The organism is Calothrix sp. NIES-2098, assembly GCF_963875125.1.
GTDB lineage: Bacteria > Cyanobacteriota > Cyanobacteriia > Cyanobacteriales > Nostocaceae > Aulosira.
Map to the genome: position 1 here is coordinate 3800570 of NZ_CAWNKJ010000001.1, position 13958 is coordinate 3814527.

12 protein-coding genes are annotated in these 13958 nt (G+C 39.7%); 5 read left to right on the top strand and 7 right to left on the bottom strand.

Features of this window, described 5'->3' with window-relative positions; genetic code table 11:
* Positions 1-66: 66 nt before the first annotated feature.
* Positions 67-324: a hypothetical protein gene (locus AACU33_RS15905; protein ID WP_096589602.1), complete on the top strand. Its 258-nt coding sequence runs from the start codon at positions 67-69 to the stop codon at positions 322-324.
* Positions 325-413: 89 nt separating this feature from the next.
* Here the strand turns inward: AACU33_RS15905 and AACU33_RS15910 are convergent, their stop codons facing one another.
* The 4 genes from AACU33_RS15910 to AACU33_RS15925 form a co-directional block, all read right to left on the bottom strand.
* Entirely contained in the window at positions 414-1154 is a 741-nt protein-coding gene (locus AACU33_RS15910) for a peptidylprolyl isomerase (RefSeq protein WP_096589603.1), read from the bottom strand.
* Between the two features lie 140 nt (positions 1155-1294).
* The gene (locus tag AACU33_RS15915; protein WP_096589604.1) at positions 1295-2818 is read right to left on the bottom strand and encodes an HlyD family efflux transporter periplasmic adaptor subunit; all 1524 of its coding nucleotides are present in this window, start codon (positions 2816-2818) and stop codon (positions 1295-1297) included.
* 70 nt (positions 2819-2888) lie between these two features.
* Positions 2889-5639 (bottom strand): ABC transporter transmembrane domain-containing protein, encoded by a 2751-nt coding sequence (locus tag AACU33_RS15920; RefSeq protein ID WP_096589605.1) that lies wholly within the window; start codon positions 5637-5639, stop codon positions 2889-2891.
* Positions 5533-6258 carry a helix-turn-helix domain-containing protein gene (locus AACU33_RS15925; protein ID WP_096589606.1) on the bottom strand — a complete coding sequence of 242 codons (726 nt, stop codon included), beginning with the start codon at positions 6256-6258 and terminating at the stop codon, positions 5533-5535. The genes AACU33_RS15920 and AACU33_RS15925 overlap by 107 nt, the downstream gene beginning before the upstream one ends.
* Before the next feature lie 799 nt (positions 6259-7057).
* Between AACU33_RS15925 and AACU33_RS15930 the strand changes: the two genes are divergently transcribed.
* A complete protein-coding gene (locus AACU33_RS15930) occupies positions 7058-7663 on the top strand; it encodes a methyltransferase domain-containing protein (protein WP_096589607.1) in 606 nt (201 codons plus the stop codon).
* Positions 7664-7860: 197 nt separating this feature from the next.
* A complete protein-coding gene (locus AACU33_RS15935; RefSeq protein ID WP_096589608.1) occupies positions 7861-8469 on the top strand; it encodes a glutathione S-transferase family protein in 609 nt (202 codons plus the stop codon).
* Between the two features lie 185 nt (positions 8470-8654).
* Here the strand turns inward: AACU33_RS15935 and AACU33_RS15940 are convergent, their stop codons facing one another.
* The 3 genes from AACU33_RS15940 to AACU33_RS15950 form a co-directional block, all read right to left on the bottom strand.
* Positions 8655-9689 (bottom strand): HNH endonuclease, encoded by a 1035-nt coding sequence (locus tag AACU33_RS15940; protein ID WP_096589609.1) that lies wholly within the window; start codon positions 9687-9689, stop codon positions 8655-8657.
* A gap of 265 nt (positions 9690-9954) precedes the next feature.
* The gene (locus tag AACU33_RS15945; RefSeq protein ID WP_096589610.1) at positions 9955-10305 is read right to left on the bottom strand and encodes a hypothetical protein; all 351 of its coding nucleotides are present in this window, start codon (positions 10303-10305) and stop codon (positions 9955-9957) included.
* A gap of 80 nt (positions 10306-10385) precedes the next feature.
* On the bottom strand, positions 10386-11960 hold the full coding sequence (locus AACU33_RS15950; protein WP_096589611.1) for a GMC oxidoreductase: 1575 nt from the start codon (positions 11958-11960) through the stop codon (positions 10386-10388).
* 493 nt (positions 11961-12453) lie between these two features.
* Here AACU33_RS15950 and AACU33_RS15955 point away from each other — a divergent pair, with 493 nt between their 5' ends.
* Together AACU33_RS15955 and AACU33_RS15960 are read left to right on the top strand one after the other, a co-directional pair.
* Positions 12454-13359: an SMP-30/gluconolactonase/LRE family protein gene (locus tag AACU33_RS15955; RefSeq protein ID WP_096589612.1), complete on the top strand. Its 906-nt coding sequence runs from the start codon at positions 12454-12456 to the stop codon at positions 13357-13359.
* Positions 13356-13898 carry a DoxX family protein gene (locus AACU33_RS15960; RefSeq protein WP_096589613.1) on the top strand — a complete coding sequence of 181 codons (543 nt, stop codon included), beginning with the start codon at positions 13356-13358 and terminating at the stop codon, positions 13896-13898. The genes AACU33_RS15955 and AACU33_RS15960 overlap by 4 nt, the downstream gene beginning before the upstream one ends.
* Positions 13899-13958 lie beyond the last annotated feature (60 nt).

Genomic DNA, 13958 nt, shown 5'->3' on the forward strand with positions numbered 1-13958 from the left:
CTGCTTTCTCAGCAAAAATTAGGCTGTAAACAAAGATTTTTTCAACACTCAAAAGAGGTAGAATTTATGTTCAGCAATCGTTCTAACCCTCTGGATATTACAATTCCCATATTTATCATTATGGGAATTTCACAAATAATTCTTGGTAATTATGTACTCGCTGGTATTTTGCTAATAATAGCTTTAGGACAATTTATCGTCCCTAGAGTTGGAGTTCACAATTTAAATCAATTGCATCGTCCTGAAGTTCTATTTATCTGGGTGATGATTACAACATTTACCTGTTTAGTTATCTACCAAATTTATAGGGACGTAATTTCCTAGCTTGCAGCCTTAGTAGCATCAACTTAGCAAATTTATTTAATCTATAAAATTATCCCACATATTCATATCAGTGGGATAAAGCTTATTATTCAGTTGTTAACTTTTAACAAATAATTCATGGTTTCAGTCTTTTTCTTTAACCATTCAGAGAATAATTCGGTGAATATTTTAGTACGTATACTCTCATCTAATTGTGGCTGAATTATTTCTTCTACAAGAATGAGATGTATACCAGAGGATGTGACAATTGGCTTAATCAATTGTGGCGGTTGGGCAGCAAAGACTGTAGCAGAAATTTCCGATTTCATATCCTTGCGCTGTACTATACCTTTATATCCTAATTTTCGCCGTAGTTCTATGTCTTTAATGTATTTGTGAGCAACATCATAAAAACTAATTTCACCCTCTTGAATAGCATAAAAAAGTTCTATTGCCAAATCTTCATCATCGAAGACGACTTCATATATCACGGCACTCAAGTAATCTAGTTGATGTTCAAAGAAGTGTGGTTCAATTTTCTCTGCAAACAGATAAAGAGCTAATTTGTTAGAGATAATAGTATGGTAGATGATGTCTTCAAAATCATCTAATGAAAGACCATGTTTTTCCAGCCATGCCCAGGTATCATCAGCACTGTTGAGTTTATTAGCTAGCCTGATTTGGTCTGCTGTTTTTTGTAGTTCTTCAACCTCTACTTTAATTCCAGCTTCCTCAGCAGTAGATATAATAACCTTGCGGTTCAGAATTTGTTCAACTATCTCAGGAATTTTACAAGTTAACTTGATTTGATGGAGAATGTCTTCGCTAGTAATTGTTATGGGTTGTGACACGATATTCCTCCTAAATTAAGTAAAGTTTCTATCTTGTTTTATCCGGCTATAACTATGCAATTTTTACCATAATTATTCGACATTTATAGATATGCATGTCGGATAATTAGGTTTTAAAATACATAATTAAGTTAAAATTTTTATAACTTTACGCCACCTTGCTGCAACTTTTTAAATGGATCGATAAGAAAATCGATAATACGACGCTGGCGTACAATCACTTCAGCCGTGGCTGTATCTCCTGGATGTAAAGCAATACATTTATTAGCAGAAGGGATACAATGCTGTTTTAAGGCAATTTCTAAGTTATAAGCTGCTACTTTTCCATTAGGTGTATCTATCTCTGTTGTAGTAGGAGAAATCTTAATTAATTCTCCTGAGACAATCCCATAATCTTGAAATGGATAAGCATCAAATTTTAACTTAACGGCTAATCCTTTTTGTAAAAAACCACTTTCTGTCGTTGCCATCTGTGCCCGAATAATTAAAGGTGAGTTTAAAGGTGCAATCTCTGCTAGCATTGTTCCTGGCTGCACTACAGAGCCAGCTTTTTGAATTGGTAACTGAAATAGCGTACCGCTAACAGTAGCTTTGATCTCACGTTGGGATAATTGAAATTTTAAGGATTCAATCTGACTTTTAGTTTGAGCAATTTCTGCTTTTAAAGAAGTAATGTCTGTGTCTAATGCTTTCTGTTGATCGGCAATTTTCAGTAAGGCTAGTTGACCAGAGCGAGTCAAAGACTGATAGCCTCTTTCTTGCTCTTTGAGTCGTAACTGAGCTTGTTCAATATCTGCATTAGCTTGGCGAAGATTGCGTTCGTAACTACTCTGCTGTTCTTCTAAACGTAACTTAGACTGTTCAATATCTGATTTGCTTTGTTCGTATAATTTTTGTTTATCTTTAGCGATATCTTGCTTTTCTACCAAGTTAATCTCTGGTACAATTCCCTCTTGTTTGAGTTTACGATAACGCTCCACTTCTCGCTGGGTACTTGCTAAAGTACCTTCCATCAATTTATTAACAGTTAGGCTGTTTTCCAGAGTTTGTCGTGCTTGATTTAATTGAGATAATTTCTCTTCTTTTTGTAAAGCGTAGGCATTCTTTAAAGTATTAATATTCTGCCGTGCTTGGTCAACTTGAGCTTGCTTTTCTAATTGTTGAGATTGATTTTGTTGTTGTTGAGTTGTCAAAGATACAATTAACTGATTTTTCGATGAATTTAACTGTGAAAGTCGATTTAATTGTCCTTCCAATTTCTCTTGATTTTGGCGCAATTCGGTTTTGACTAATTCTGATTCTAATAATAATAGAGTCTGCCCAGATTGAACTGATTCGCCCTCTTTGACTCGAATTTCAGCAACAGTTCCAGCCACAGGAGCATCTAGTTTAATTGTCCGATCTTGGGGTTCAATTCTTCCTCTAGCTGTGCCAGTTTCATCCACTCTAGCTAGAATTGCCCAAGGTAAAACTATAGATATAAAGATGACTAAGAAATATAGCAATCCTCTCGTCCAAACTTGAGGTAGGCTTTCTAGCGACTCTTTCGTTATTTCCGACCAATCATCCTTTGCTGTTACTGGTGGTGGGACTGGTAAAATTTCTGGATGAGATACATCTTCTATTAAGGGATTTTTAACCCGTCCATTCAAGATATCTGTCATGATTTCCCTTGATAAAGATTTTGAAATTAGAACTTAATAAAAAGGTGGGCACTGCCCACCCTATTTCTGTTTATCCTACGCCTTGTAATTGCTGTTGATTGAGGTAAAAATAATGCCCTCGCTTCGCCATCAATTCTGCATGAGTTCCACTTTCAATTAATACGCCTTTGTCTAATACTAAAATCATGTCTGCATTTTGTACGGTGGAAAGGCGATGAGCAATTACTAAAGTAGTTCTTCCTTGAAGAATTGTGTTCAAATTTTGCTGAATAATTCTTTCTGACTCGGTATCTAAATGAGAAGTCGCTTCATCTAAAATTAGCAGTCGGGGATTACCTAACAAGGCTCTAGCAATAGCTATGCGTTGTCGTTGTCCACCAGATAACAACCCGCCACCTTCACCAATTTGAGTTTCATAACCCATTGGTAATTTTTTAATAAAATCATCAGCACCTGCTAATTTTGCAGCTTCGATAACTTCACTTAAAGGTGCGCCGGGATGTCCTAAGCTAATATTTTCGCGAATTGTTCCACCAAATAAAAATGTGTCTTGGTCAACTACCCCAACTTCTTGGCGTAAGGAACGCAAGGAAATACTAGTAATATCTTGTCCATCAATTAGCACTTTACCATCCGTAGGTGGATATAAGCCTAAAACTAATTTAGAAATGGTAGTTTTTCCAGAACCACTACGTCCTACTAGTGCTACCATTTGGCCTGGTTTTACTTCAAAACTGAGATTTTCTAAAATATTGACATCACTTTCTGGATGATACCGGAATGTGACATTTTCAAAGCGGATATTTCCCCGAACATACGGGAGATTTTGGCGTGCTTGGTGTTGTAAATCTTCTTCTGGATCTGTATCTAAGACATCATTAATGCGTTCGACGGCAATCACTACTTCCTGTAATTGATTCCACAAGACTATTAAGCGTTTAAATGGTGTAATAATATTGCCTAAAAGCATATTAAAAGCCACTAACTGCCCAATAGTTAGCTGGTTTTGAATAACCAAATGTGCCCCAAACCATAGTAAGGCGGTAGTCACTACTGCTTCAATCGCATTGCTGAAAATTTGCAAGCGGTTACTAATAACTTGTCCAGAAAAGTTGGTTTTGATTTCTTTATTTAATAACTCTTCCCAATGCCAACGAACTGTATGCTCTACTGCTGTAGCTTTCACTGTTCGGACACCAGTTAAGGCTTCAATCAAATAACTACTTTCATTGGCAACAGCATTAAATATTTCGCGGGAAATCCTTTGGAGAAAAGGTGTGGCAATTAATGCTAATAAAGCAAACGGCGGTACAATTACCAACACCAGCAATGCCATTTTCCAACTGTACCAAAACATTAATCCTACATAGATAAATACTGTGAGTAAATCTAGGAGGATAGATAATGCTTCACCGGAAAGGAAGCGTTGGATTTTACGGTTTTCTTGGACGCGGGAGATAATATCCCCGACATAGCGAGACTCGAAGAAACTCAAGGGTAAGCGCAAGGTATGGCGTATAAACCCAACAATTAGGGCTAAATCTATGCGATTAGCTGTGTGGTCTAGCAGATATTGCCGCAACCCTGTCATTGCTACCCGAAAGAGGCTAAAAATCAGCAAACCTATTCCGACTGCGGTTAAAGTCAGTTGCGATCGCTGTACAACTACTCGATCTAAAATTAACTGGGTAAACAGGGGTGTAATCAGTCCAAATATCTGGATAAATACGGAAGCAATAAAGACTTCCAGCATCACCAGACTGTGAGGCTTTAGCAACTCAAAAAACTGCCAAAAAGGGGTAGAACTTTCTTTGGCATCTTTCAGCATGGCTGTCGGTTGCAGCAGTAGTGTATAACCAGTCCAGCCAAGTTGAAATTCTGCGTGACTCAAGGTGCGTTGACCAATACCTGGGTCTGCAACAATGACGTGTTTCGGGGTAATTTCGTAGACTACAATGTAATGCTTGCCTTCCCAGTGGACAATTGCAGGCAATTTTTGCTTTGCTAACTGGTTAAGGCTAGCCTTTACAGGTCTTGTGGCAAAGCCAAGACTTTCCGCCGCTGTTAATAACCCCCGCAACGATGCACCATTGCGGTCTACATTGGCGATATCCCGCAAACGATTCACGCTAAAGCGTTTACCCCAATAGCGCGACACCATCACTAAACAAGCTGCACCGCAGTCCGATGCACTCTGTTGGGCGAAAAATGGATAGCGACGAGTTACCCGTTGCCATAAATGCCCGACTCGCTGGGTAGGTCTGGGAAAATAGGCTTTACTAATCTTTTTTTGTGGTGGTTCTGGGGTTGCCGTTGACAAAATATCTGCTTTATGTGTAAAGCCTGATGCGTAGGCGTAGCCCGTCGTAGACATCGCTGTTACTGGGGAATTATTCGGATCTACCTGTAGAGAATTACGAAATAATGCTGCTTGCCACAAATGTTCCCTAATTGGAGCATGATTATCCATTAATAGGCACAACACCTCACTAGGAACAAAGCATAAATGCAAATTTATCGAAGCCCTAGCAGCATAGGGCTTGAACTTAGCCTCTGGAAATAAAGTAAATTCTCCAAATGAAGCCCCCTTTTCCAAAGTAGCGATCAACTCACCTCCAGGATCGAGCAACCTCACCTTACCAGCAATCACAATGTAGATACCTGGTTCAACGTCAGTTCCTTGCCAGAACTTACCAACTTTGGGGTTGAGAAATTTAAATTGTTGCAGACAGCGCTGAAATTCTACTTCTGAAAGCGAATACCCCAAAATATTGCTGAACTGTTCCAGAGACACTAACGGATCTGATAGATTTTGCACCATGAATCCCTGAGTCTGTTCCTAATTTTGCAAAGTTAATAGGTAAAAATTCAGTATTATCTGGCGTATTTGCTGATTTAAGGTCGCCAATTAAAATTTTGGAACTTTTGGTTTTTTCTATTGTTGTTTCCTCAGCAGTAATAGGTTTTGGTCGAATTGATAATCCCATTTGCTTCAGCAGCCGATTAATGTGATGACCGCTGACTTTAATTCCCAAGTCTTTCGCCAACTGTTGACTTAACCAGTTACCTGTCCAACGCTTAAAAGAATAGCCATAATCGCGAGGACTGTGACTGACAAGTTCTTTTAAATGTTCTAAATATTCTTCAGTAACTGCTTTAGGGCGGCCAATTGCACAATCTCGCCATTGATGCGCCATACCACTACGCGCTATGTGCATCCAATGTCTGGCTGTTGCTGGACAGCACCCTAAAGTCTGACAAATAATGGTTTGAGATTTTCCCTCATCTGCCAGTAACATAATTTCAATACGCTGACGGTAAGAATCAGGGAGATTGTTTTGTAAACTCTTTTGTAAAATTTTGCGCTGAAAAGATGTTAAACACTTACCATCAAATTTACCTGAATATTTGGTGTCAGTTTTCGTTTGATAGTGCGACATATTTAACTAGCTATCTTCTAAGTTTTTAGTTGCATTAACAAAGTATTGCTTTTTGTAAATTATAAAAGCAAAATTCACTCCACATTAATTGCGATTCTCGACAAATTATTCATGACAAAAGTGATTAAAAATTACTAAAAAAACGTTAATTGCATTTTAATTTGAGAGCCATCTCAAACTTTCAAACAGTAAATTGAAAGTATGTCGAAGTCTCTTTGTTATAGCCCATATAGAAGCTATTGAGGCACGAATTATGCCAATATATAAATTATTAAAACGGTAATAAAGTAAAGATAAGGTTAAAAGATAGTATTTTCATGTTTAAGCTTTATTAGTTTATTTTAACTTAATTAATAATAAAAACTTTCTAAACAAAGTCACCATCACACACTTCTTAAGTTAAGATATTCTCTTAGAGACGATTTATAAAGTAAAACTTAAATTGTAGAGGAGCGAGTGCGTTGCGGAGGTTTCCTCCGTTGTAGCGCCTGGCCTTGCGTTATAGCAACGCTTAACGCACTGAGAAAGATGGTGTGTTACGGCTGTGCAAATAAATATTTTGGAACTGAAGAGAGTGATAATTAGCTGTAACAGACCCTACTTAATATTTACTTTATAAATAACCTCTAAATCTAATACTCTTTAATTACAAATTATTAAATTACCTCACACTATTCCAGAGCTTTATATTGCTTCTGGGTATATATCTGAAGCAGTTTATTTTCATTTTTAAATCTCTACTTTTGCAGCTTTCACTGAAGCCTAAGGAGAAAGCTAATATAAATATAAAAGGTAACTAATGATGACTGAACGAGAATTTCCCAATTGGGAAACGCTTTATCAAGAACAAGCTGTTGAAACCATGCCCTGGTTCAACTCTAGCTTAGATCCAGATGTCGAATCAGCCCTCCTCACCCTTGAAATAAACAATGGTTCAGTGCTGGATTTGGGAACAGGGCCGGGAACCCAAGCGATCGCGCTAGCTGAACGAGGCTTTCAGGTGATGGCGACAGATTTGTCAGAGGCTGCCATTCGTCAAGCAGCAGCAAAAGCAAACCAAAAGGGATTGGAAATTTCGTTTCGGCAAGATGACATTCTCAACAGCCATCTGGAACAATCTTTTGACTTGATTCTCGACAGAGGATGCTTCCACGTTCTGCCACCCCAAAGCTATGGTACATATGTACAAACAGTTGCGAACTTGTTAAAGCCGAAGGGCTACCTGTTACTGAAATGTTTTAGTCACCTGGAAATACGGGAACAAGGCCCTTACCGCTTTACCCCAGAGGAGATTCAGCAGATATTCAAAGAACGATTTGATCTGCGTTTGGCTAAACAAACAGTCTATCATGGAACACTCGATCCCCTTCCCAAAGCGCTCTTTTGCATCCTAGAAAAGCATTAATTGTTTGTGTGGTGTCGTAAGTACACTGAGCAAGATCGCTTATTTATTATAGTTGTGGCCATATTGATTAGAACGTTGCTTGGTTGATAACTGTCTCGATTGCATCGCGTAAATTATCCGATTTCGGTAACAGTTTACGAACCCTACTTTATTAGATTTAAAATAGGAAATCACAATACTGAATTTATAGCAGCGATATGGTGCGAATCTTATACTATACGCAGCGATCGCCTTACGCTCGTAAAGTGAGAATTATCTTGGCAGAGAAGCAGCTACCTTGCGAACTCAAAGAAACAGACATTAACAATAAAACTCCAGAATTTCTCAGTTTATCTCCCATTGGGAAAGTTCCCGTATTGGTGGATGAGAATGGCCTGGTTTTTTGGGATTCAACGCTGATTGTGGAGTATCTAGACGAGACTTATCCTCAGCCGAGTTTTTATCCAGGCGATCGCATTGAGCGTTTGTGCTGTCGTCAGGGGGAAGAGTTAGCAGACAGTTTGATAGACAATGTTGTGGGATTGTGGTACGAAACCCGTAAAGGAAATCAAGCTGATTTTGGCACCCAAGCTAAATATCAGTCCAGCATTCATCGCGTTTTAGGTGTTTTTGAGCAACAGTTGACGGTATCAGCCTACCTATTCAATGAAACTCTGAGTGCTGTTGATGTTGCAGCGATATCAGGGTTGGGTTATTACAGCCTAAGATTTGGCAATAATTGGCAGCAAGAGTTTCCTAAATTGAGTCAATGGTTTGAGGTATTGCATCAACGTCAGTCGGTTTACTCTACGATGCCAAAAGCATAAAGCAATTTAGCTTACTTGAATCGCTTAAGTTTAGAGGGCTGCAATTGACAAATATGATATCAATTGTGTGTATTGGGATTGCTCAAACTTAGATTGTGGTTGGATAAATGATACTTTGTGAAGAGCGATACCTACGGCACACTGCGTGAATGCTTGATTATTACCCCACAAAGTATTTTTGTAAATCAAGCAGGTGCAGAATCACCAAACAAACCCTTGTAAGTTTGAGCAGCTTCATTGCCAAAACCACCAGCTTGGGTATGCCGAACCAACGATTGAACTATCGGTAAAGCAATACTCATACCAAATAAGGCATTGAAACCTGCAATTACCACTGGTGCTGACAATATGACTGTAAATTCTGGGAATAGAGCCAACACAGCTACTAAGACTAAAAAAACAATTGGTGCAGCAATGCCTGCTGTTTTTGCTGCTTCTAAAATTAAAGTTTTGTACTCTTCAACAGTGATGTCGCCTCGGTAAAGATCCAAAGAATATGAAATCGCTGTCACTATTACCTGGGTGAGAATGGCAGTTCCCGTTGCAGTAATACCAAGTTTAGCAATTGTTCCCGAATTGCTGACAATAGAATCTACTGCATTATAAACCCGAATATAAAACTGCTCGCCAACAGTCATGACTTGTGCGCCGCGACGGAGATTATCAACACCTACTTCCCAAAGGATATTGTCAGCCCCATTTGAGCCGCCCTGCGAGCGTGGGATAATATGACTACCATGTTTATCACTAAGAAATTGACGAATAGTTCGTTCGTTGGCTCCCAGCTTGGATGTACCAGGGATTTTCTCAAAAAGTTTGATGACATCGGAGCCCGAGCGAGGAGAGTCACCAACTCTTAAACCAGCACGATACCTCAACCTATTGGCAATCTTAGGCATTTCTGCTGCTAATTCTGTGGCTGTCGAAGGCAAGTTTTGCAATGCATCAGCTATAACCGTACTTGAAGTGGTAACGCCAATAGCAGCTGCTTCAAATGTCTTGCTAACATTTTGTACAGTTTGAAAACCTTGCTGTGTTGCTGTAGCTGACAATCTTTGTAAATCAGTAACTGCATTAATAGTTGAAGCGGTAATCTCTACAGTACTATTATTGATTCCATCAACTATCTCTCCTATGCTGTCTGCTGTATTAGTTGCCACTTCTTGAACTTTATCTCGAACCGTATCTACTAACTTTTGTGCTTGGTTGATGAAATCCATGTTCTAGTAAAGTGTCGCTTATTATTAAGTGTTTAGTCCAGCTTCTGTGTTGATCGTAAAAAACCACAAGAGCATTAATCACGAAATTCTTAACAAGATTTTTAAAGAAATTGTAAACAAGTTATAGCTTCTATGCGTATAAAGCCAAAAAATGAACTATTTGGCAAAGGTATTGATAGTTAAATAACCAATTTTAGATTTTGCGAAAAGTTGCGTGCGGGGGTTCCCCCCGTTGTGCAAACTTTTCAAGACGGATTTTGGATTTTTAATTACTATTACCTTGGGGTTTTGATAGTGCTTGTAATTCATCCCAAGTGTAATGACGGGGTAGTTCAATTGGTTTGTGGTCGGCTCCTAATCCTAACCCTACCGTCGGTTGGAGTTCTTCAATAAATTCTTCCGCATATTCTGCTAATTCATTGGCTGCAACGCTGCCTGCGATCGCACCTGCAACTCCACCAATCGCCGCCCCAACTTTACCACCGATAGAGCGACCAATTGCGGCTCCGGCAATTCCACCTCCAGCTGCTCCTAATCCTGTTGCAATAGGATGAGCATTTGAGGACATGGGATTTTCATGTTCTTGGCTAGAATTAGAGTTTTCTTCGTTGTTCATGTGTCTGTCCTTAGTTAGAATTTTGAGTTTTTCGGACTCAGGTATACCAGCAACCACAAAACAAAGCGTTTCATAGCTTTTTACTTTAATCGTTCAGCTATGCGCTCGCCTACGCGCAAAGCATTGGCCATAATTGTCAGCGTCGGGTTAACGCCCGAATTTGACGGAAAGAAACTACTATCTACAACGTAAAGATTATCAACATCATGGGTACGGCAGTTGAGGTCAAGGACTGAGGTTCTGGGATCTATACCAAATCGACAACTACCGCATTGATGGGCTACTGCTTGTTCTGGTATGTGAGTGCGGGGATAAATACTAAATGGTAGGACGTGTTTAGCAGAACGAGGAATTGACTTGAGTATAGATGTCCATCGGTGGATTAAGCGATCGCTGGCTTCAATATTATTAGGCGTATAGTCAATATGAATCCGATCTCCCACCACACGAATCCGATTATTCGGATCTGGTAAATCTTCAGTCTGTAACCACCAGCCAACCGACCTTTCAGCCAGCAAATGGCGCTCAAAATGGGGAATCAGCTTGATAAATGGAGCCATCAGCGGCGGAGCCTCGGCGGGTATCATATCAGCAAGCACATTGCCTGTATTCTGCACCATACCCATCGGATAGGGAAAATCAGGCTCTCCCCAGTAAAAATCGTTAACGGCGATAGTTTTTTGGAATTTAGCGTGATTTACGTCTAAATGGATGGAAACTATAGCTGTTTCCGATTGTTTCATGAAATTCCGCCCTACTCGATCGGAACTGTTTGCCAATCCATTAGGATGCTTATCGTTAGCAGAACGTAACAGCAAAGCGGCTGAGTTCACAGAACCACAAGCAACAACCACAATATCACCTGTAAACCAATGCTTCTCTCCAGCAATTTCAGTTTCTACCTTTGTAACTTCTCGTCCTGACTCGCTAGTATGCAGTCGCAACACCTTAGCATTGGTGAGAAGAGTAACATTGGCATACTTTGCACGAGTCGGACGAATGGCGTTAACATCTGCATCAGCTTTTGCTTGTACTAAGCAAGGATATCCATCAAAAGTATCGCAGCGAATGCAGGGGCTATTTGTGCGATCGCTTTCATTGAGTTTTAATCCTATAGGTAAATGAAATGGGTAATATCCAAGTTCGCGGATACCATCAACAAGCGACTGCATATCCGACTCATGACTCACAGGCGGATAAGGATATGGTTCGCTACGAGGTGGCTCAGTGGGATCTTCCCCTGCTTTTCCATGCACGTCATACAACTTTTCTGCCTGGGTGTAATACGGCTCAAAGTCTTGATATTTTAAAGGCCATTCTGGAGAAATCCCATCTTTATGAATTACCTTTTCAAAATCTCGCTCTCGTAATCGAACTAAGGCTGCACCGTAAAGTTTAGTATTACCACCAACCCAATAACCTGTTTGGGGTTTAAAAGCTTTTCCTTCCTTGTCATACCATTCTTCATCGGTATGATAACGATGTTTTTGATAAACTTCCTGTGGATTCCAGTTATCTTTTTCTCTTGGTAAAAAGTCGCCTCGTTCCAGCACTAGGATTTTTTTACCCGTAGGGGCAAGGCAGTGAGCCAAAGTCCCGCCACCTGCTCCTGTACCGATAATAATGATGTCGTAACGCTCTGTGATGCTCGTCATAATTTCATACTTATTACGAGTAAAAAAGTCTCACTCTGCTGCTTTCTGCAAAGTAATTTAGCTATATTTTGATTTGGTTTTGAAGCTTTGAAAATGTCAAATAGCTCTAAAGATAGATTCTTATTTTTAGGCTAAAACTTTGATTTTATTAATTCTTCTGCCTGAGGTATTATGATTTTTTCTATCTAAAGTTAGTAAAGAATTTCATTTTAATTTCATTTTTTGTATATACGATCGAACTATTGCAATAAATTTATGTAGAAACAAATTAATTTAAGGACTTATTAAGCCAGGTAATCATAAATCATTTAAATATTAAGATAAGAATATTTTATTCCTCTAGTTTGAGGTAAACATAAATCAATAAAATCAGAATTAAATTTATACAAAATCTAGTTGCTAACAAAAATATAGTGAAGTTTTACAGCAATTTATTATTGACTTGAACTTGCGATTTTTTATCAGCCACCAAGTTAGATAACAGGAGATTACTATGGCTGAAGCAATTGAAATTTATGACGATCGCCTGCTTGCTCTTGTATCGATAGATGCTTCACTTCAGAAACTTACCAACGGTGCAGTTCATAGTGAAGGCCCTGTTTACTTTCACGAAGATGACAGTGTGGTATGGAGTGATGCTCATGGCAACCGTCTGCTGTGCTGGAGTCCTACTGAGAATGTAACAGTCCTACGCGATCCATCTGATTATCAAAGTGGTAATTACCGAGATTTGGAGGGTCGCCTTGTTGCCTGTTCCTCTGGATTGCGTGCCATTATCCGCCGGGAAAATGATGGTGAATGGAAGGTTTTAGTCGATCGCTACCAAGGCAAACGCCTTAATAGTCCCAATGATTTGGTTGTCAAAAACGATGGCACAATTTGGTTTACCGATCCGCCTTATGGTATCACTGAGCCAAACCAAGGATACGGCGGCGAACAGGAACAACCTGGAAGCTACGTATATCGCCTCGACCCAGTAACAGGTGAGATTTATCCTGTAGTCACAGATATGGTACGCCCTAACGGGCTGTGTTTCAGTCCAGATGAAAATTTGCTGTATGTTTCCGATACAGCTGCGTTTAATATTCCTGGCGGGCCGCATCATGTTCGTGTCTACGAGGTTGTGGGTGGTCAATGGGCAAAAAACGGAAGGCTGTTTGCAGTTATCGAACCAGGACAACCTGATGGATTCCGGGTTGATGAATATGGCAATGTTTTTATAAGTTCGGAAGATAGCGTACAGGTATACACTCCTGATGGAACTCGGTTAGGGAAAATTCTCGTACCGGAAGTATGCGCCAATCTCACTTTCGGAGGGAAGGAACGCGATCGCCTATTCATCACGGCGGGTCATTCCTTATATGCTATCAACCTCAATACCCGTGGTATGCAACGATGATTTATAAATTTGTGCTGGGTGTAGCGATCGCTTTTTTTCTAGCTGCATTTAATTACCCACAGCTAGGCCCATACCTGTTGAGTTCAATCTATCATTTGTATCCTGATGGGCTTCCAGGTGTGGCGTTGTTACTGCTGAGAGTTAGTGTCGGCGGCTTGTTTATACTACACGGTTATCCTAAAGCAACGCATCTGCGGCAGTGGGCTGATTCTCTGAAAACGCCTATTTTTCTTTGTTTTTTATCAGCTTGGTCAATGTTGGGTGGGGGATTATTCCTGATTTTGGGATTTCTCACACTCTTAGCGACATTACCGATTCTGGCATCTATATTATATGCGATTCTGTTACATCTGATGGAGGGTAAGCCGTTTGTCGCCAAAGACCCATACTTAATTCCCAACGATCAATATCAAGGCCCTTTAGGAAAAGGTGAACCGCCAAGCTGGGAAAAAGCGTGGATGTACTGCGCTATGTTAATTGCGATCGCAGTTTTAGGCCCTGGTGCTTATTCCTTAGATGCTTTGATATTTGGACGGTGAATCGTCAACGATCAAAACTGTATCTCAACTTTGAACATAAATATCATTTTCCTCTATAGA

Bases quoted from the DNA above. Each gene is read 5' to 3' on its own strand.
- AACU33_RS15905 (WP_096589602.1), top strand. From the start codon at position 67: ATGTTCAGCAATCGTTCTAACCCTCTGGATATTACAATTCCCATATTT.
- AACU33_RS15915 (WP_096589604.1), bottom strand. From the start codon at position 2,818: ATGACAGATATCTTGAATGGACGGGTTAAAAATCCCTTAATAGAAGAT.
- AACU33_RS15920 (WP_096589605.1), bottom strand. From the start codon at position 5,639: ATGGTGCAAAATCTATCAGATCCGTTAGTGTCTCTGGAACAGTTCAGC.
- AACU33_RS15925 (WP_096589606.1), bottom strand. From the start codon at position 6,258: ATGTCGCACTATCAAACGAAAACTGACACCAAATATTCAGGTAAATTT.
- AACU33_RS15930 (WP_096589607.1), top strand. From the start codon at position 7,058: ATGATGACTGAACGAGAATTTCCCAATTGGGAAACGCTTTATCAAGAA.
- AACU33_RS15935 (WP_096589608.1), top strand. From the start codon at position 7,861: ATGGTGCGAATCTTATACTATACGCAGCGATCGCCTTACGCTCGTAAA.
- AACU33_RS15940 (WP_096589609.1), bottom strand. From the start codon at position 9,689: ATGGATTTCATCAACCAAGCACAAAAGTTAGTAGATACGGTTCGAGAT.
- AACU33_RS15945 (WP_096589610.1), bottom strand. From the start codon at position 10,305: ATGAACAACGAAGAAAACTCTAATTCTAGCCAAGAACATGAAAATCCC.
- AACU33_RS15950 (WP_096589611.1), bottom strand. From the start codon at position 11,960: ATGACGAGCATCACAGAGCGTTACGACATCATTATTATCGGTACAGGA.
- AACU33_RS15955 (WP_096589612.1), top strand. From the start codon at position 12,454: ATGGCTGAAGCAATTGAAATTTATGACGATCGCCTGCTTGCTCTTGTA.
- AACU33_RS15960 (WP_096589613.1), top strand. From the start codon at position 13,356: ATGATTTATAAATTTGTGCTGGGTGTAGCGATCGCTTTTTTTCTAGCT.